The organism is Paenirhodobacter sp. (assembly GCF_047600745.1).
Lineage (GTDB): Bacteria > Pseudomonadota > Alphaproteobacteria > Rhodobacterales > Rhodobacteraceae > Rhodobacter.
Genome location: NZ_JASGKI010000004.1, coordinates 1,932,275 through 1,951,918 on the forward strand (window position 1 = coordinate 1,932,275; position 19,644 = coordinate 1,951,918).

The 19,644-nt window shown below is 66.8% G+C and carries 16 protein-coding genes; 7 read left to right on the plus strand and 9 right to left on the minus strand.

The window, feature by feature from the left end; all coding sequences use genetic code 11:
- Positions 1–19 precede the first annotated feature (19 nt).
- The 6 genes from lldD to QM789_RS18275 form a co-directional block, all read right to left on the minus strand.
- Positions 20–1,162, minus strand: a complete 1,143-nt coding sequence (lldD, locus tag QM789_RS18250) for an FMN-dependent L-lactate dehydrogenase LldD (protein ID WP_420353226.1) — start codon at positions 1,160–1,162, stop codon at positions 20–22.
- Between the two features lie 10 nt (positions 1,163–1,172).
- On the minus strand, positions 1,173–1,931 hold the full coding sequence (locus QM789_RS18255) for an FCD domain-containing protein (protein WP_420353227.1): 759 nt from the start codon (positions 1,929–1,931) through the stop codon (positions 1,173–1,175).
- Positions 1,928–3,577 (minus strand): L-lactate permease, encoded by a 1,650-nt coding sequence (gene lldP / locus QM789_RS18260; protein ID WP_420353228.1) that lies wholly within the window; start codon positions 3,575–3,577, stop codon positions 1,928–1,930. Before lldP ends, QM789_RS18255 begins: the two co-directional genes overlap by 4 nt.
- 378 nt (positions 3,578–3,955) lie before the next feature.
- Positions 3,956–4,684, minus strand: coding sequence for an amino acid ABC transporter ATP-binding protein (locus QM789_RS18265; protein ID WP_420353229.1), 729 nt, complete (start codon positions 4,682–4,684; stop codon positions 3,956–3,958).
- 9 nt (positions 4,685–4,693) lie between these two features.
- Entirely contained in the window at positions 4,694–5,356 is a 663-nt protein-coding gene (locus QM789_RS18270; protein ID WP_420353230.1) for an amino acid ABC transporter permease, read from the minus strand.
- Positions 5,357–5,413: 57 nt separating this feature from the next.
- A complete protein-coding gene (locus QM789_RS18275) occupies positions 5,414–6,163 on the minus strand; it encodes an ABC transporter substrate-binding protein (RefSeq protein ID WP_420353231.1) in 750 nt (249 codons plus the stop codon).
- A gap of 303 nt (positions 6,164–6,466) precedes the next feature.
- Between QM789_RS18275 and QM789_RS18280 the strand changes: the two genes are divergently transcribed.
- A complete protein-coding gene (locus QM789_RS18280) occupies positions 6,467–7,066 on the plus strand; it encodes a cupin domain-containing protein (protein WP_420353232.1) in 600 nt (199 codons plus the stop codon).
- A gap of 9 nt (positions 7,067–7,075) precedes the next feature.
- The gene (locus QM789_RS18285; RefSeq protein WP_420353233.1) at positions 7,076–8,362 is read left to right on the plus strand and encodes an NAD(P)/FAD-dependent oxidoreductase; all 1,287 of its coding nucleotides are present in this window, start codon (positions 7,076–7,078) and stop codon (positions 8,360–8,362) included.
- Between the two features lies 1 nt (position 8,363).
- On the opposite strand, the gene QM789_RS18290 is transcribed toward QM789_RS18285, so the two are convergent.
- Entirely contained in the window at positions 8,364–8,942 is a 579-nt protein-coding gene (locus tag QM789_RS18290) for an NAD(P)/FAD-dependent oxidoreductase (protein ID WP_420353234.1), read from the minus strand.
- Positions 8,918–9,091 (minus strand): FAD-dependent oxidoreductase, encoded by a 174-nt coding sequence (locus QM789_RS18295; protein ID WP_420353235.1) that lies wholly within the window; start codon positions 9,089–9,091, stop codon positions 8,918–8,920. Before QM789_RS18295 ends, QM789_RS18290 begins: the two co-directional genes overlap by 25 nt.
- A 293-nt stretch (positions 9,092–9,384) precedes the next feature.
- Between QM789_RS18295 and QM789_RS18300 the strand changes: the two genes are divergently transcribed.
- Positions 9,385–10,512, plus strand: coding sequence for a VPLPA-CTERM sorting domain-containing protein (locus QM789_RS18300; protein WP_420353236.1), 1,128 nt, complete (start codon positions 9,385–9,387; stop codon positions 10,510–10,512).
- A gap of 36 nt (positions 10,513–10,548) precedes the next feature.
- Here the strand turns inward: QM789_RS18300 and QM789_RS18305 are convergent, their stop codons facing one another.
- Complete coding sequence (locus QM789_RS18305; RefSeq protein WP_420353237.1) at positions 10,549–11,367, minus strand: prolipoprotein diacylglyceryl transferase family protein; 819 nt, start codon at positions 11,365–11,367, stop codon at positions 10,549–10,551.
- A gap of 259 nt (positions 11,368–11,626) precedes the next feature.
- Here QM789_RS18305 and QM789_RS18310 point away from each other — a divergent pair, with 259 nt between their 5' ends.
- The 4 genes from QM789_RS18310 to QM789_RS18325 are packed head-to-tail and all read left to right on the plus strand — an operon-like array spanning position 11,627 to position 19,235.
- Complete coding sequence (locus QM789_RS18310) at positions 11,627–12,892, plus strand: MFS transporter (protein WP_420353238.1); 1,266 nt, start codon at positions 11,627–11,629, stop codon at positions 12,890–12,892.
- 45 nt (positions 12,893–12,937) lie between these two features.
- A complete protein-coding gene (locus tag QM789_RS18315) occupies positions 12,938–14,605 on the plus strand; it encodes an NAD(P)-binding protein (protein ID WP_420353239.1) in 1,668 nt (555 codons plus the stop codon).
- Between the two features lie 8 nt (positions 14,606–14,613).
- Positions 14,614–18,207, plus strand: a complete 3,594-nt coding sequence (nifJ, locus tag QM789_RS18320; RefSeq protein WP_420353240.1) for a pyruvate:ferredoxin (flavodoxin) oxidoreductase — start codon at positions 14,614–14,616, stop codon at positions 18,205–18,207.
- The gene (locus QM789_RS18325) at positions 18,207–19,235 is read left to right on the plus strand and encodes a dihydroorotate dehydrogenase-like protein (RefSeq protein ID WP_420353241.1); all 1,029 of its coding nucleotides are present in this window, start codon (positions 18,207–18,209) and stop codon (positions 19,233–19,235) included. Before nifJ ends, QM789_RS18325 begins: the two co-directional genes overlap by 1 nt.
- Positions 19,236–19,644 lie beyond the last annotated feature (409 nt).

Sequence of the window (19,644 nt, forward strand, 5' to 3'; positions counted from 1 at the left end):
GCGAAGGGCGCCCCGGTCGTCAGGACGGTGATTGCACCAGCGAGTTGCGGGTGATTTCGGAGATCGAGCGCGCGCCGGTCAGCGCCATCGCGACCTGCATCTCCTTCTTCACGAGGTCGAGCATATTGGCCACACCGGCCTCGCCCGCCGTTGCCAGCGCATAGATGAAGGCGCGGCCCATCATGGTCAGATCGGCGCCGAGCGCCAGCATCCGCACCACGTCGAGCCCCGAGCGCAGGCCGGAATCGGCGACGATCGTCAGATCCCCCTTCACCGCATCGGCAATCGCCGGAAGCGCGCGGGCCGAGGACAGCACCCCGTCGAGCTGCCGCCCGCCATGGTTCGACACGATGATCCCGTCCGCCCCGAAGCGCACCGCGTCGCGCGCGTCTTCGACATCCAGGATCCCCTTGATCAGCATCGGCCCCTTCCAGAATTCGCGGATCCATTCCAGATCCTGCCAGCTGATCGAGGCGTCGAAATTCGCGCCGAGCCAGCCGATGTAATCTTCGAGCTTCGTCGGCGTGCCGCGGTATTTCGAGATGTTGCCAAGGTCATGCGGCCTGCCGTTCAGGCCCACGTCCCAGGCCCAGAACGGATGGGTGACCGCCTGCCAGTATTGCTTCAACTTCGCATCCGGCCCCGACATGCCGGAATGGCGGTCGCGGTAGCGCGCGCCGGGCACCGGCATGTCCACGGTGAAGACCAGCGTGCGGATCCCGGCGGCCCAGGCCCGTTCCAGCGCGTTCTTCATGAAACCGCGGTCCTTCAGCACATAAAGCTGGAACCAGATCGGCGCGGGGGAGGCGGCCTGCACCTCCTCAATCGGGCAGACGGAAACGGTCGAGAGCGTGAAGGGAATCCCGCGCGAGGCCGCGGCCTTTGCCGCCTGCACCTCGCCCCGGCGCGCATACATCCCGGTCAGCCCGACCGGCGACAGCGCCAGCGGCATCGCGAATTTCTGGCCCAGAACCTCGGTCTCGGTGCTGAGTTCGGCGACGTTCTTCAGGATCCGCTGGCGCAGTTCGATCCGTGACAGGTCGGAGACGTTGCGCCCGAGCGTGTATTCCGCATAGGCGCCGCCGTCGATGTAATGGAACAGGAAGGGCGGCAGCCTGCGCCGGGCGCCTTCGCGATAGTCCGAGATGGACGAAATGATCATGGGGCTCTCCTCAGGTGTTGCCGAGCATCCGGGCCGCGCGGGCCTTGCGGGCGAGATCCTCGTCCGCCTCGCGCAGCGAGACCGCGACGAATTCGAGATGCGTGTCGGAAACGGCGCGCGCGGCATCGGCGTCGCCCGCCGCGATGGCGTCGTAGATCGCCCGGTGCTGCCGGGCGAGGGTATCGGCGATGCGCGGCACCAGAAAGATCTTTTCCAGCGTCTGCTGGATCGAGGTGCTGAGCAGGTCGAACAGGCTGGCCATGACCTGATGCAGGACGGCATTGTTCGATGCCTTGGCGATCGCCAGGTGAAAGGCCGCGTCGAGATGCGCCTGTTCGCTCGGATCGGAGGTGCCGTCATGGGCCTCCATCGCCTCAAGGCAGGCGAGGATCTGCTGCCGCGCCACCGGGTCGGCGCGTTCGGCGGCGAGTTGCGCGGCGGCACCTTCGAGCGCGCGGCGCACTTCGAGCACATCGCGCCCATAGGCGGGCTGCGCCGCGACGAGGGCGCTGAGCGGTGCGCTGATCGCCTCCGCCGCCCAGGATTGCGGTACGGGTTCGGCGACCACGATGCCGGTCTGGCGCACCTCGACCAGATTGCGATGCACGAGCCGGCCGATGGCCTCGCGCAGCGAACTGCGCGAAGCCCCCAGACGCTGCGCGAGATCGCGCTCGGACGGCAGCCGGTCGCCCGGCTGAAGGCTGTCCGAGCGGATCAGCGCCTCGATCTGCTGTTCGAGGCGCTCGGCAACGCGCGGACGCGCCGTCACGGGATCATCCACGGGAAGACATAGGCCTGAAGCGTGGTGATGACGCCGATCAGCGTGCACATCGCCAGCGAATGCTTCACCGTGAAGCGGAACAGGTCCGATTCCCGCCCGATGATCCCCACCGCCGCGCAGGCGATGGCGATCGACTGCGGCGAGATCATCTTGCCGGTCACGCCGCCCGTGGTGTTCACCGCCACAAGGAGCGTATCGCTGACCCCGATCTGATGCGCGGTCGTCGCCTGCAAGGCCCCGAAGAGCGCGTTCGAGGACGTATCCGACCCCGTGACGAACACCCCGAGCCAGCCGAGGAACGGCGAGAAGAAGGTGAAGGCATGCCCCGTATGCGCGAGCGCGAGCGCCAGCGTCGCCGACAGGCCCGAGTAGTTGGCGATGAAGGCGAAGGCCAGCACCATGCCGATCGAGTAGATCGGGATCAGCAGGGTCTTCAGAGTGTCGCCCGCGACTTCGGCGGCCTTGGCCGGGCGGATCTTCAGGAACAGGATCGAGATCAGCGCGGCGAACAGGATCGCCGTGCCCGTGGCCGAGAACCAGTCGAACTTGTAGACGGCGGGGAAGGGCGCGGGCGCGGCGGTGATCGGCGGCATCTTCTGCACGACGTTATCCAGCATCGGCACATGGATCGAGGCGACCCAGCCCGACAGCGCGCCCTTGGCGAACAGCGCCTTGAACGGGGCGAGCGACCAGATCGTCACCATGACCGTGAGGAAGATGAAGGGCGACCAGGCGCGGGCGATCTCGCCGCCGGTATAGCGCTTCGTGGTATCCAGCGCCTCGGCCTTCACGCCGGGTTCCGGCTCGAAGCGGAAGATGCGCTTCGGCTGCCAGCGGCGCAGGAACAGCGTCAGACAGACCATCGCGGCAATGGCGGCGGTGATGTCGGGCAGCTCGGGGCCGATATGGTTCGCGGTGAAATACTGCACGATGGCAAAGGATCCGCCGGCCACCAGGATCGCGGGCCAGGTGTCCTTGACCCCGCGCCAGCCGTCCATGATCATGATGATCCAGAACGGCACCAGCACCGACAGCAGCGGAAGCTGCCGCCCGGCCATCTGACCGATGTGGAACGGGTCGATGTTCGCGACCTGCCCGGCGACGATGATCGGGATCCCCATCGCGCCGAAGGCGACGGGCGCGGTATTGGCGATCAGGCACAGGCCGGCGGCGTAAAGCGGCTTGAACCCCAGCCCGACCAGCAGCGCCGCAGTGATCGCCACCGGCGCGCCGAAGCCCGCCGCCCCTTCGAGGAAGGCGCCGAAGGCGAAGCCGACCAGCAGCATCTGCAACCGCTGATCCTCGGTCACGCTCAGGATCGAATTGCGGATGATGTCGAAATGCCCCGTCGCCACCGTCAGCTTGTACAGGAAGACGGAGCACACGATGATCCAGGCGATCGGCCAGAGCCCGTAGAAGAAGCCGTAGACGGCCGAGGACAGCGCCGCTGATACCGGCATCCGATAGACGATAATGGCGATCAGCAGCGTCAGCGCCACGGTGATCGTGCCCGCCATGTAGCCCTTCATCCGCAGGGTGGTCAGCGCGAAAAAGAAGAAAATGATCGGGATCGCGGCCACCAGCGCCGAAATCCACAGATTGCCCAAGGGGACATAATCCTGAGCCCAGGTCATGTTGAGACGGTCTCCTCCCAGAGTGTGGTTTGTGTTTGGTCCGACCAAAAACGTGCCTATCACATACATGATCCGCGAAGATGCAATAAAGTCAATCAGATGTTGGATTCTGCAATTGTTGCTGGTCGGACCATAATGGTCGGTCCAGCCCAAGCCCCTGATTTCCCAAGGCTGCGCCATGCCGGGGCGGGCGGGTGGGGCCGGAAGTTTCCGTGAACGGAAACGTGATGGACCTGGGCGGAAGTGCCGCAGGCGCGCGGGGCGCGAATCACATCCGCCGGGATCCCGCCCCCGGCGCGGCGGTCCGACCTGCGATCATGCCATCGGCAAATGATGCCTGCGCGGGCGGTGTCGTGGCGGGGCGTCGTCTTCGGCTGATCAGTGGTTCAGTACCCGGCGCAGGAAATCCTGGGTCCGGGGATGCTGCGGCGTGCCCAGAACCACCTCCGCCGTGCCCTCCTCGACGATCACCCCGCCGTCGAGAAACAGCACCCGGTCAGAAACCTCGCGCGCGAAGCGCATCTCATGCGTCACCACCAGCATCGTCATCCCCTCGTCGGCCAGCGCGCGCATCACGTCCAGCACATCGCCCACCAGTTCCGGGTCCAGCGCCGAGGTCGGTTCGTCGAACAGGATCGCTTTCGGCCGCATCGCCAGCGCCCGCGCAATGGCGACGCGCTGCATCTGCCCACCCGACAACTGACCGGGATAATGGTGGATCTTGTCGCCAAGCCCGACCCGCGCCAGAAGATCGGCGCCGCGCTCGCGCGCCTCATGGGCGGGCTCGCCCTTCACATGGATCGGCCCCTCCGTCACGTTTTCCAGCGCGGTGCGATGGGGGAACAGGTTGAAGCGCTGAAACACCATCGCCATCTGGGTGCGGATGTCGCGGATCGCGGCGTGGCGCGCATCGACCCGCACGCCGTCGATGGTGATCTCGCCGCCCTGATAGGTCTCCAGCCCGTTCAGACAGCGCAGGATGGTGGATTTGCCCGAGCCCGAAGGCCCGATCAGGCAGACCACCTCGCCCTTGCGCACCGCGCCGGTGATGCCCTTCAGAACCTGCAAGGAGCCATAGCTCTTGGTGACGTTCTTCATCTCGATCATGGACATGGCTCAGCGCCCCCTGCCTTTGCCGAAGCGCTTCTCCAGCCCGCTGACGAGGAGCATCAGCGGCAGGCTCATGCACAGGTAGAAGATCGCGACCAGCGTGAAAACGCTCATGTTCTTGAAGGTAGACGACGCCAGCAGCGTGCCCTGCAACGTCAGTTCGGCCACCGTGATCGCCGAGGCCTGCGAACTGTCCTTGAGCAGCATGATCATCGTATTGCCATAGGGCGGCAGGATCACCCGCACCGCCTGCGGCAGGATCACCCGCCGCATCGTCAGGAACCAGCCCATGCCGATCGACTGTGCGGCCTCCATCTGCCCGTGGTCGATCGCCTCGATCCCGGCGCGGAAATTCTCCGCCTGATAGGCCGAATAGGCGATGCCGAGGCCGATGATCCCCGCCTGGAGCGCGCTGAGCGCGATGCCCATCTCCGGCAGGACGAAGTAGATGTAGAACAACTGCACCAGGATCGGGATGCCACGGATCACATTGACGATCGTGGCCGCGATGAATGCCAGCCACCGCACCCCCGACACCCGCATCAGCGCCCAGATCATGCCCAGCACGGTCGAGAGCAGCAGCGCCCCCACCGTGACGATCACGGTATATTTCGCCCCCTCCAGCAGCAGCGGGAAAAACTCATGGGCATCTGTCAGGAAGTCACGCATCGAGGGGCCTCTGGCATGCCTGCGGGCGGGAAACGGGCGCCGCGCGCCCGTCCCGGATCATTTCAGGCCGTATTTCGCAAAGATCGCGTCGAGCGTGCCGTCCGCCTTCATCTTCGCGATGGTCGCATTGATCTGGTCGAGCCGCGCATCGCCCTTGCGGATGCCGATGCCGACCTCGCCGGTGACCGAGGGCTCGTAGCTTTCGACCAGCCGCACCTTCGGGAACCGCCCCTGTTGCAGGTAGTAGGCCACGATCGGCCCGTCGGCGAAGCCCGCGTCGATCCGGCCCGCGTTCACGTCGGCGATGATGTCGGGGATCGTCTTGTAGATCTTCACGTCCTTGAACAGCCCGCTTTGCTGGAAGGCATCGACGAAGGTCGTGCCGACCTGGACGCCCACGGTCTTGTCTTTCAGATCCTCATGGCTCTTGTAGGCGGTGCCGTCGGTGGCGGGCACGAACAGGCCCTCGCCATAGCCGTAGACCGGCGCGGAAAAGTCGATCACTTCCCTGCGCTTGTCGGTGATGAACATGGCGGCGGCGATCAGGTCGATCTTGTCGCTGGTCAGCGAGGGGATCAGCGCGGAGAACTGGATCGCCTCGAAGTCCGGCTCGAAGCCCATCTCCTTGCCGATCGCCTTGACGATATCGACCATGACGCCATCGAGGGCCCTGGTCTCGGTATTGATGAAGCTGAACGGCAGCCCGGTGGGCGAGGAGCCGACCCTGACGGTCTGCTGCGCCGAGGCGGGCAGCGCGACCCCCGCAAAGGCGGCGAGAATGATTCCCATGAGAGGACGGCGACGCATGATGATCTCCCTGTGCAAAGAGGTGCCGTTTTCCGGTGGCGTCCTGCTGACGCTTCTGCCGGAGGCTGTTGCAGAGGTTTTAGCAAAGTGAAAATTTCCGTCAACGATTCCACCATCTGGAAACCGATGAGGGCTGGGCGGGGGCGCCAAAGTGCAAATTTCCCGCGATATTGGCCTGAAAAACAGACACTCTGCGGAGGGCGCCACCGGGGCGGCGGCAATCTGCGGGGTGCGGGATTTAAGAATATTGAACTCCCGCCCCGCCGCGCGCAGAATGCCCCGATAACAGCCCAGGAGGATTTCGTGTCGCCGAAGGAAGGTCTCCCCGCCGTTGCGGACCGTGACCCGAGCCCCGAGGGCATCGGCCTGCGCATCCGCCAGTCGCGCCAGCGGCTCGGCCTGACGCTGGGGCAGTTGTCGGAGGCGTCGGGCGTGTCGATCGGGGCGCTGTCGCAGATCGAACGCGGGCTGGTCTCGCCCACGGTGCGCACGCTTTACACCATCGCCGGGGTCTTGCGGATGCCGCCCGCGCAGCTGATCGACCCGGCGGGCTATGATCTGACGATCGGCTCGGGGCTCTATGTGCTGCGTGCCGCGGATCAGAAGGTGGTGATCGACGCGGGCGGGGTGACGAAGCTGCTCGCCTCCCCCGCGACGATCCAGACGATGAAATGCTTCGTCGTCACCGTTCAGCCCGGCGGCACCACCGGGGCCGAGGCCTACAGCCATCCGGGCGAGGAGCTTGGCTATGTGATCTCCGGCCGGTTCGTGCTGGAGGTCGAGGGCGTGGCCTATCAGGTCAAGGCGGGGGATGGCTTTGCCCTGCCCTCGACCCTGCGCCACCGGTTCTACAATACCTCCGACAGCGAGGCCCGGATCCTCTGGGTCAACAAGGCAAGATAGGAGACCGCGGTGAATTCCAGTGCCGAAAGCTATTCCCGTGCGCTGTGGTGGAGCGTCCCTCCGGACCCCCGCCCCACCCTGAGCCAGCCCGAGGAGGCCGATGTGGCCATCATCGGCGGCGGCTTTACGGGGATCGCCAGCGCGCTGTTCCTCGCGCAGGCGGGCAAGCGGGCGGTGGTGCTGGAGGCGCGGCATGTCGGTTTTGGCGCCTCGGGGCGCAATGGCGGGCAGGTGATCCCGGGGCTGAAGCACGATCCGGAGGAGCTTCTGGCCGAATACGGCCCCGATCAGGGCGCCCGGCTGGTGCGGATGGTGGGCGGCGCGGCGGATCTGGTGTTCGACACCATCGCGACCCATGGCATCCCATGCGCGCCGGTCCGGGGCGGCTGGATCCAGGGCGCGCATTCCCCCCTCGCGCTGAAGGCGGTGCAGACCCGCGCGCGGCAGTGGCAGGCGCAGGGCGTGCCGGTGGAGATGCTGGACCGCGACCAGATCGCGGAGCGCTCGGGCACTCCGGTCTATTTCGGCGGCTGGCGCGATCCGCGCGCGGGGGCGTTGCAGCCGCTCGACTATGTGCGGGGCCTCGCGCGTGCCGCCGAGGCCCATGGCGCGGTGATTTTCGAGAATTCCCCCGTCACCGGCCTGACGCACGAGGGCGCGGGCTGGATCGCCACCACCGCCGGGGGCCGGGTCCGGGCGCCGCGCGCACTGGTCGCCACCAATGGCTATACCGGCGATCTGGTGCCGGGCCTCGCACAAAGCATCCTGCCGGTGCAGAGCATGATCATCGCCACCCAACCGCTGCCCGAAGACCTGCGCCGCACGATCATGCCCGGCGGCGTGGTGCTGTCTGAGACCCGCAAGCTGGCCTTCTACATGCGGCAGACGGCGGAGGGGCGGTTCCTCATCGGCGGGCGCGGCGCGGTGGGGCCGGCCGAAAAGCCCGCGCTGATTGAGGCACTGCGCCGGGGCATGGCCCGGATGTTTCCGCAGATCGCCGGGATCGGCATCGACCATCACTGGTCCGGCCATATCGCGATGTCGATGGACGGGATGCCGCATCTGCATGCCCCGGCGCCCGGCCTGCATGTCATGCTGGCCTATAACGGGCGCGGCGTGGCGATGGCGACGGCCTTCGGCAAGATGTATGCCGAGCATGTCGCCACGGGTGAGCCGGTGCTGTTTCCCGCCACGCCGGTCCGGCCGCTCGCCTGGCACGCGCTGCGCAAGCCGGTGATGGATCTGGGCATCCGCTGGTACTGGCTGAAGGATCGGCTGGGGCTGGCGTCGAAGTAGCTCAACGGTCGGGGCGGAACGGGGCAAGGTCGATGAGGGGCGCTTCCCCGCTCACCAGCCCGGCGACGATGCGCCCCGTCACCGCCCCCAGCGTCAGGCCCAGATGCCCGTGGCCATAGGCATGGATCACCCGTGGATCGACGCGCGACGGCCCGATGATGGGCAGGGAATCCGGCGTCGAGGGGCGCGACCCCATCCACTTCCGCCCTACCTCGGGCAGGCCGGGGATCAGATCCCGCGCGACACGGGCAATGGCTTCGGCCCGCCGCCAGCGTGGCGGCGTGTCCAGACCGCCCAGCTCGACCGTGCCCGCACAGCGCAGCCCCTCGGCGAGGGGGCTCATGAAGAACCCGTGTTCCGCGTAACAGACCGATCCGCGAAGCAGGCCGCCCGCGCCGGGGAACAGCACATGATAGCCCCGCTCGGTATCGAGCCGCACCGGCTCCCCCATCCCGCGCGCCAGCGCCCCCGACCAGGCCCCGGCGGCGATCACCACCCGCTGATGCCGCGCGGAGCCGTCGGGCAGGTGCAGCCGCACGCCCTCGGCCTCCGGTGTCAGCGCGGTGACCTGCTGCGCCACCACCCGCCCTCGGAAAGTACCGGCAGGCCCGGATCGTAGAGCGTGACGCGGTGGCCCGCCTGCGCCAGCCACATCGCGCAGGACAACCCCACCACCCCCGCGCCGACAACCGCGACATCCACGCCGCGCATGACCTCCCCACTGGTCAACCGACTCTCCCGTCGAATGAACTGTACCGCCACATTCCACCCGGTCGCGGGATCACGCAACCGAAAGCACCGCCCCCGGCGCCTGAACAGGCCGGGCCCCGTCCCGCCGCCCGCCCGGTGCGGGACGTTCGGCTGCGATCGGGGCGAAATCTCCGCCGTCCGGGTCAGTGATAAACGGAATCTTTACACATTCAATTTCCCACACTACCACGACCCGGATCAGCCAGCTTCCGCGCGCGCCAGATCTGACGCGTGGGCCAATCCCGGCCCGCATCCTCTAGCGGAGTTTCTTCATGGGTCTCAGATTTTCAACCGCCATCCTGGCGGCTCTGTTGGCAGGCGGGGCGGCGCAGGCGGCGACCTATCGGCTGACCGACCTTGGCGACCTTGCGGGCGGTAACGGCAGCAGCTCGGCCCGCGCCATCAATGCGAAGGGTCAGGTCGTCGGCGACGCCACCACCGCCTCCGGCGTCACGCATGCCTTCCTGTGGGATCCGGCGCTGGGGATGATCGACCTTGGCGACCTGCCGGGCGGTACCGACAGCAGTTCCGGCCAGGGGTTGAACGACGCGGGGCAGGTGGTGGGCTACAGCCGCGCCGAAACCGGCACCCGCGCCTTTGTCTGGGATGCGGCGAACGGGATGCGCGATCTGGGCGATCTGCCCGGCGGCGGCGACTACAGCCAGGCGCTCGGCATCAATGCGGCGGGCACCGTGGTGGGGTTCAGCTTCGCCGCCAATGCCGCGGGCACGCAGCGCACGCATGGCTTCCGCTGGACCGAGACCGGCGGGATGGAGGATCTCAACGGCGCCGATGACGATGCCACCAACTACGCCCGCAAGATCAACGACGCGGGGCAGGTCGCCGGGGACATCGAGCTGAACGGGCAAACCGTGGCCTACCGGCTGGAGGCGGACGGCAGCCGGACCCTGATCGGCGACCTGCCGGGCGGCCCGGCCTACAGCCTCGCAGGGGCGATCAACGCGCAGGGGCAGATGGCAGGCGTCGGCACGGTGGCGGGTGGTGCACAGCACGCCTATTTCTGGGACGAAACGCTGGGGATGGTCGACCTCGGCGACCTGCCGGGCGGGCTGGATTTCAGCATCGCCAACGGGCTGAACAACAAGGGCACGGTGGTGGGCGTGGGCTATACCGACTTCGGCCGTCATGCCTTTGTCTGGGATGCGGTGGCGGGGATGCAGGATCTGAACGGCCTGATCGACGCGAATCTCGGCTGGACGTTGGAACGCGCGATCGGCATCAACGACGCCGGGCAGATCGTCGGCTGGGGCACGCGCAGCGACGGGGTGAGCCATGCCTATCTGCTGACGCCCGATGTGGCGCCGGTGCCGTTGCCCGCAGGGGGTGTGCTGCTGGCGGGGGCGCTGGCGGGCTTTGCCGCGCTGCGCCGCAAGCGCTGACAGGATCGGCGGGCGGCGGCGGTGCCGCCCGCCGTTTCAGGGCCGGACGGATCCGGCCTCCGGCGGCAGAGGCTGCGCCCGCAGCCGCTCCATCCCCTCGATCAGCGCGGCGCGGGAGATTTCGCCCATGTGGGCCGCGACCAATGTGCCATCGGCGGCGAGAAACAGCGTCGTCGGCAGGCCCATCGCGCCGTAGCGTGCCATCAGCGCCTGTTCCCGGTCGAGGAAGACATCCGCGCCGGGCAGGCCCTGCGCCTCAAGGTAGCGCCGCACGCTGCCCGCGCTCTCGCCCTGATTGGCGAAGACGAAGGCGATGTCCGCCGACCCGGCGGCAAGCTCCGTCATCATCGGCATTTCGCGCCGGCATGGCGGGCACCATGTCGCCCAGAGGTTCAGCACCATCGGCTTGCCCGCAGCCAGTCTGCGCCCCTGTCCGTCCAGCCCGGCAAGGGAGATCTCCGGGATCGGCGGCGCCGTACCGAGCCGGGTGAAGGGCGCGATCACCGAATGAGCGATCCAGCCGATCACCAGCACCACCACGACCGGGCCGATCGCATCGGGCACGCGGCGCAGGTGCCAAAGCGTCACGATCAGCACGCCGACCGCCCCGGCGGCGGGCCAGAACCCACCCTGCCAGACGGCCAACGCACTCAGCGGATCCTCGGCATAGATCCGGGCATGGCGCGCGACAAAGCCCACCCGCGCCGCCACCACCCCGGCCAGCAGCGCGTTCACCGCCCAGCCCGCGAGCCCCGGGCTGCGCCGCGCCATCAGCCGCGCGGCCAGCAGGAACACCAGCGCGGCCAGGCCGACGGCCAGCCTGTCGGGCGGTATAACCAACGGTCCGATCTGCATCACCCCTCCCGTGCCCCCGCTCCGGACCGGGCGATGGGCGTTCGCGCCGCAGCATAGGCGGGCCCATCCTCCGGGCCAAGCCCGACGGCTGCGCGTGCCATGAGGTCAGGACATGGCCGGTTCCCCCCTGTGGAATTTGTGGCAGATCAAGGCGGACCCCTTCCGGAAGGTAAACAATGGATCATCACACGCGTCGAAGCGCGTGACCTTACGGAATGCGACGGGCAAGCCTGCCCACCCATATGCGGGGAACTATACAATGTCCGACAAAAATCCGGTCTCACGGGAATTCAGTACCGCGGAGGAGACGCGAATCGCCTTCATCGCGGCTTGGCTTTTGTGCAGCCTGTTCTACTTTGTCCAATACGCGCTGCGCTCGGCGCCCGGCGTGATGCTGCCCGAACTGGGCGGCGCGCTCTCGATGACCAATGTCGAGCTGAGCAAGCTGATCGGTCTTTACTATTATACCTACTCGATCTTCGCGCTGGTCTCCGGCGCGGCGCTGGACCGGGCGGGGGCGAAATATACCGTGCCCGCCGGGATCGTTGCGGTGGGCGTCGGCGCGTTGCTGTTCGGCACCAGTTCGGTCGTGAGCGCGGAGGCCGGGCGGCTGCTGCAAGGTGCCGGGTCGGCGATGGCCTTCACCGGCGCGGTCTATCTGGCCGCGCATGGCTTCCCGAAGGCGTGGCTCGCCACGGCGGTGGGCGTCACGCAATGCTTCGGGATGCTTGGCGGTTCGGTCGGGCAATTCGCCGTGGCGCCGGTCATCCATGGCATGATGACCTGGCAGGCGTTCTGGGCGGTGTCGGGCTTCTTCCTGCTGGTGATGGCGGTGGGGATGATGCTGGTCACGCCCCCCGCCACGCGTGAGGAACGCACGACCGAGGCGCCGTGGAAGCCCTACAAGGTGGTGCTGAGCAATCCGCAAAGCTGGATCTGCGGGCTGATCGGCGGGCTGCTGTTCCTGCCGACGACGATCTTCGCGATGATCTGGGGCGTGCCGTTCCTGCGTGAGGGGCTGGGCCTGGATTACGGCACGGCGGTGGCGCGGGCCTCGATGGTGCCGCTCGGATGGGTGCTCGGTTGCCCGCTGCTCGGCTATGTCGCGGACCGGATGGGACGGCGCAAGCCGGTGATCGCGGCCGGTGCGGTGCTGATGCTGATCTCCGGCACGATGATCCTTCATTTCCCCGGCATGCTGCCGCCCTATGTCGGCGGGCTGATGCTCGGTATCGGTTCGGGCGCGGCGATGATCCCCTATACCTCGATCAAGGAACTGAACCCCGACCGGGTGAAGGGATCGGCGACGGGTGCGATGAACTTCCTCGTCTTCACCATGACGGCGGTGCTCAACCCCTGGTTCGGGCGGATCCTCGCCAGCAAGTCCGAAGATGGCGTGATGACGCTCGCCACCTTCCAATCCGCGGGGACGTGGCTTCTGGGCGGGATCGTCCTGGCCATTCTGCTGATCATCCCGCTGCGGGAATCGGGCAGCGTCAAGGCACAGCCGGCGCGGGGCAACTAACAGCCCCCCACCCCTACACAGCAAGGTCCGGAAAGGAACCCAGCCATGTCGGAAACCATCAGAGACATCAGCCCCGCCGTGAACCTCGGCGTGCGGCACGCGGTCGGGGTGAGCCGCAGCAGCCATCCGGTCTATGTGGACCTGATGCCGCCCTGCAACGACGCCTGCCCGGCGGGCGAGAACATCCAGGCCTGGCTCGACCGCGCCCGGGCGGGGGACTGGCACGGCGCCTGGCAGGTGCTGACCACGGACAACCCGTTCCCGGCGATCCATGGTCGGGTCTGCTATCACCCCTGCGAAGGGGCGTGCAACCGCGGGTCTCTGGATGGGTCGGTCAGCATCCATGCGATCGAACGCTATATCGGCGATCTGGGGCAGGCGCGGGGCTGGAAGGTGCAGCCCGCGCCCGCAACGGGGAAGAAGGTGCTGGTCATCGGCGCCGGTCCCTCGGGGCTGTCCGCCGCCTGGCATCTGGCGGTGCGGGGCCATGCGGTGACGGTGCTGGAGGCCGGGCCGGTCGCGGGCGGCATGATGCGTTTCGCGATCCCGGCCTACCGGCTGCCGCGTGAAATCCTCGCGCAGGAAGTCGCCCGGGTCGAGGATCTGGGCGTCCGGATCGAGCTGAACCACCCGGTGAGCGATGTGATGGCCGAAAAGACGGCGGGCGGCTACGATGCCGTCTATCTGGCGATCGGCGCGCAGGTCGGGCGGCATGTCGACATTCCGGCCCGCGATGCGGCGAAGGTGATGGATGCGCTCGATCTGCTGCGGGCGGCGTCGCAGGGGGAAAAGCCGCTTCTGGGCCGCCGGGTGGCGATCTATGGCGGCGGCAATACGGCGATGGATGCCGCGCGCACCGCGCGGCGTCTGGGTGCGAGTGATGCGATGGTGATCTATCGCCGCGATGCCGCCCATATGCCCGCCCATGCCTTCGAGGCGCAGGAAGCCGCGGAGGAAGGCATCACCTTCAAATGGCTGTCCTCGATCAAGGACATGACCGGCGAGGACATCACCGTCGAGAAGATGGCGATCGACGACAAGGGCAATGTCACCCCCACCGGCGAATATGAGACGCTGAAGGCGGACAGCCTTGTTCTGGCACTGGGGCAGACGACGGATGTGGGCTTTCTGCGCGGGGTGCCGGGGCTGGAATTCGGCCGCGACGGCACGCTGATCGTGGGCGAGGACATGCAGACCGGGCATCCGGGCCTGTTCGCGGGCGGCGACGTGACGCCCGCCACGCGTTCGGTGACGAATGCGGTCGGCCTTGGCAAACACGCCGCGCGCCATATCGACGCCTGGCTGAAGGGGATCCGCTGGGATCATCCGCCGCGTCCGCGCGTCGTGCCCTTCGATGATCTGCACCTGCCGGTGTTCGACGATGCCGCGCAGGCGCGTCAGGCCGAGGTGCCGGTCGAGAAACGCACCGGGTTCCAGGAGGTTCTGGGTGGCCTGACCGAGGCCGAGGCGATCCATGAGGCGGGCCGCTGCCTGTCCTGCGGCAATTGCTACGAATGCGACAACTGCTATGCCGCCTGTCCCGAAGACGCGATCACCAAGCTCGGGCCGGGGCGCGGCTATTCGGTCAACCTCTCGCTCTGCACCGGATGCCGGGCGTGCTTTGAACAATGTCCCTGCCACGCGATCGACATGGTGCCCGAAGCGGCCCCCGTCGCCGTGGCCGGCCCCACGCTTTCGGAGGCCCTGCAATGAGTGCCGTCATGAAAAACCGCAAGACGATGGACGGCAATACCGCCGTCGCCCGGGTGGCCTACAAGGTCAACGAAGTCGCGGCGATCTATCCGATCACGCCGTCCTCGACGATGGCGGAACTGGCCGATGAATGGGCCGCGGCCGGGGAAAAGAACCTCTGGGGCGATATTGTCCATGTGCAGGAAATGCAGGCCGAGGGCGGCGCGGCGGGGGCGGTGCATGGCGCGCTGCAATCGGGCGCGCTGACCACGACCTTCACGGCCTCGCAGGGGCTGATGCTCATGCTGCCGAACATGTACAAGATCGCCGGGGAACTGACCTCGACGGTGTTCCATGTCGCGGCGCGGTCGCTGGCCACTTCGGCGCTGTCGATCTTTGGCGACCATTCGGATGTGATGGCGGCGCGGGGCACGGGGTTCGCGCTGCTCAATTCCGCCTCGGTGCAGGAGGCGCAGGACATGGCGCTGATCGCGCAGGCCGCGACGCTCGAAGGCCGCGTGCCCTTCCTGCATTTCTTCGACGGGTTCCGCACCTCGCATGAGGTGAACACCTTCGATCTGCTGCCCGAAGAGGTGATGCGCGATCTGATCGACGATGATCTGGTCCGGGCGCACCGGGCCCGCGCGCTGAGCCCCGAAAACCCGCGGATCCGCGGCACGGCGCATAACCCGGACACCTTCTTCCAGGCGCGGGAGGCCACGAACCCCTATTACAACGCGCTGCCTGCGATCGTGGAGCGGCTGTTCGCGCGGTTCGGCGAACTGACCGGGCGGCACTACGGACTATTTGAATACACGGGCGATCCGGCGGCGGAACGGGTGCTGATCGCCATGGGTTCGGGCGCGGAAACGGCGAAGGAAACGGTCAAGGCGCTGGTGGCGAAGGGCGAAAAGGTCGGCTTCGTGCAGGTGCGGCTCTACCGGCCGTTCTCGGTGCCGCATTTCCTCGCGGTGCTGCCGAAAACGGTGCAGAAAATCGCCGTGCTGGAGCAATGCAAGGAATCCGGTGCAACGGGCGAGCCGCTTTATCAGGACGTGGTGGCGACGCTTGCGGGCGCGGCCAGCCGGGGCGATTGGCCCGCGCTGCCGCTGATCGTTGGTGGGCGCTACGGCCTGTCGTCCAAGGATTTCCGCCCGTCGATGGTCAAGGCGGCGCTCGACAACCTGCTCGCGAACCGGCCGGTGAATTCCTTCACCCTCGGTATCGCGGATGACGTGACGGGGCTGAGCCTGGCCGACGATCCGGCCTTCACGCTCGATTCTCCGCGCGTGACGCGGGCGGTGTTCTTCGGCCTTGGCGCCGATGGCACGGTGGGTGCGAACAAGAACTCGGTCAAGATCATCGGCGAGGATACCGACCTCTTCGCGCAGGGCTATTTCGTCTACGACAGCCACAAATCCGGTGCGCAGACGATTTCGCACCTGCGCTTCGGCCCGGACCCGATCCACGCGCCCTATCTGATCCGCGAGGCGCAGTTCGTCGCCTGCCACAAGTTCGAGTTCCTCGCGCGTCAGGACATCCTGAAATATGCCGCGCCGGGGGCGACCTTCCTGCTCAACGCGCCCTATGGCGAGGGTGAGGTCTGGCACCACCTGCCGAAGCCGGTGCAACAGGCGATCATCGACAAGGGGCTGAAGTTCTACACGATCGACGCTTCCGCCGCCGCGCGGGAACTGGGGCTGGGCTTCCGGGTCAACACGATCCTGCAAACCTGCTTCTTCGCGCTGTCGGGCGTGCTGCCGCGCGAACAGGCGATCGAGCATATCAAGGCCTCGATCCGCAAGAGCTATGGCGACAAGGGCGAGAGGATCGTCAAGATGAACTTCGCCGCCGTGGATGGCGCGCTGGAACGGCTGCATGCGGTGACGGTCCCGGCCATGGCCGAGGCGGATGCCCCCGGCCTTGCGCCGCTGGTCCCCGCCGATGCGCCGGAGTTCGTGAAGAACGTCACGGCGGTGATGTTCGCGGCCGAAGGCGACACGATCCCGGTGTCTCGCATCCCGGCGGATGGGACGTTCCCCTCCGGCACCACGGCGTTTGAAAAGCGCAACGTGTCGGATACCGTGCCGGAATGGCGCTCGGATCTGTGCATCCAATGCGGGCAATGCGCCTTTGTCTGCCCGCATGCGGTGATCCGGTCGAAATACTACAATGCCGACCGGCTGGCCGGAGCGCCCGAGCATTTCGCTCATGCGCCGATCAATACGCGCGGCTATCCGGACACCGAGTTCACGCTTCAGATCTATGTCGAGGATTGCACCGGCTGCGGGCTGTGCGTGGAAACCTGCCCGGCCTGGTCGCCGATCGAGCCGGATACCAAGGCGCTGAACATCGTCGAGAAAATGCCGATCCTGAAACAGGAACAGGACAACATCGCCTTCTTCGAGAAGCTGCCGGTCAATGACCGCGCGCGGGTCGATTTCGGCAATGTGCGCGGGGTGCAGTTCCTCGAACCGCTGTTCGAGTTCCCCGGCGCCTGCGCGGGCTGCGGCGAGACGCCCTATCTGCGGCTGCTGTCGCAGCTTTTCGGCGACCGGTTGCAGGTGGCGAATGCGACGGGCTGTTCGTCGATCTATGGCGGCAACCTGCCGGTGACGCCCTGGGCGAAGAATGGCGAGGGGCGCGGGCCGGCGTGGTCGAACTCGCTCTTCGAGGATAACGCGGAATTCGGCCTTGGCTACCGGCTGGCGGCGGATCAGCAATTCGCGCTGGCGGTGAAATACCTCAACCGTGTCGCGCCGCAGGTGGGCGCGGATCTGGCGAAGGCCATTCTCGACGCCCCGCAAAAGACCGAAAGCGAGATCCGCGCGCAACGCGAACGGGTCGCCGCGCTGAAGGTCAAACTGCTGGCGATGGAGAGCGAGGACGCCCGGCATCTGCTGTCGGTGGTGGATCACCTCGTGCGGCGCTCGATCTGGATCGTGGGCGGCGATGGCTGGGCCTATGACATCGGCTATGGCGGGCTGGATCACGTTCTGGCGCAGGGGCGGGATGTGAACGTCCTCGTGCTGGATACCGAGGTCTATTCCAACACTGGCGGGCAATCGTCGAAGGCAACGCCCCTTGGCGCGGTGGCGAAATTCGCTGCGGCGGGCAAGCGCACGCCGCGCAAGGATCTGGCGATGCTGGCGATTTCCTACGGCAATATCTATGTGGCGCAGGTCGCGATGGGGGCCAATCCGCAGCACACGCTGCAAGCCTTCCGCGAGGCCGAGGCCTATGACGGGCCGTCGCTGATCCTCGCCTACAGCCATTGCATCGCGCATGGCATCGACATGCGCAAAGGGCTGCATCAGCAGGATCTGGCCACCGCGTCGGGCTACTGGCCGTTGTTCCGGTTCAACCCGGCGCTGCGGCAGGTGGGGGAAAACCCGTTCTCGCTCGACAGCCCGCGCCCGTCGATCCCGTTCAAATCCTATGCTTATAACGAGGTCCGGTATCAGTCGCTCGCCCGAGAACGGCCCGAGGAAGCGGCGGCGCTCGCCAATGCCGCCGAACGCTGGATCCAGGAGAAATACATGCAGTATGAGGATCTTGCCGCCCGGGACGGCGCGCGCTTCAACTATGAACCGGATCTGGTTCCGGCTGGGGAGGGCAAGTGATGGCACGCCTTGCAACCACCCCCGACCTGAGCACCCAATATGCGGGGCTGACGCTGCGCAACCCGATCGTCGCCTCGCCCTCGCCGGAAAACGCGCATCTGCCGTGGCTGAAGCGGCTGGATGCGGCGGGGATCGGGGCGGTCGTCCTGCCCTCGCTGTTCCAGGAACAGATGGAGGCGCAGGACCGCGCAGCCGCCGCCGTCTTGGCCCAGACGCAGGACAACAACCCCGAGGCGCAGAGCTACCTGCCCACCTCGGTCACCGGTCCCTATGGTGTCGGGCCGGAGGAGTATCTGGACCTGATCCGAACCGCGAAAGCCGAACTTTCGGTGCCGGTGATCGCCAGCCTGAACGGGTCGGACGTCGCGGGTTGGGTCGAATATGCGGCGGAGATGGAAAAGGCCGGGGCGGATGCGCTGGAGCTGAACATCTACTACGTCCCGGTCGACATCACCCAGTCGGGCACGGAGATGGAGGCCCGCTACCTGCGCGTGCTTGAGGCCGTGCGCGCTCAGGTTCGCCTGCCGATCATCGTCAAGATCCCGCCGTTCTTCAGTTCCGTCGGCCATATGGCGGGGCAACTGGTTGCGGCGGGGGCGAACGGGCTGGTGATTTTCAACCGCTACATCCAGCCGGATATCGAACTGGCCCGGCTGCGGCTGTCGCGTCGGCTGGAACTGTCGGCCCCGGCCGAGATGCGGCTGCCTCTGCTATGGACGGCGGTTCTGGCGGGGCGGGTGGATTGCGCGCTGGCGGCGTCCTGCGGTGTCGAGGGGCCGGACGAGGTGGTGAAATTCCTTCTCGCCGGGTCCGATGTGGTGATGACGACTTCGGCCCTGCTGCGGCACGGGCCGGAATATGTGACGGTGCTGCGCGACGGGCTGTCGAACTGGCTCGCGGCGCGGGGTCTGGCCTCGGTGTCGCAGGTCCGTGGTGTGATGAGCAAGGCCCGCCTGCGCGAATCCGGCGCCTATGAACGTGCGAACTACATCCGCCTGATCGAAACCTACAGCGCGGAACACGCCTGAAGCGTATCTTGGGGGCCGCGCGCTGCGGCCCCCAATGCCGCGGATCGGGGGCCGGTATGGAGGCAGTGAGGGCCCCCACCGCCAGAGACTGCCTGCCGCGCAGAGAATCCGGCACGAGGCGATGAAACGACAACGCCATTGAAAACACGACCGCTCGCGGCCCGATTCGCGTGTGTTCTTGCTGATTCCTTTCCGCACTATATTCGATAAGAAAACATTTACCAATTCCCCGCCGGAATCATTCCCCCGCCCGCCTGCGGCATTAATCTTAACGCCATTTTAATACAACGTTGATCCGCAACGGGATTTCGCTTCTTTAACCGTAACGGAATTGGTTACCGCCCCTTTGGCATAAAACAAGCCTATGGCACAGCCCGCCCGGACCGGCTAAAAAACCCTTGTTCCGAAT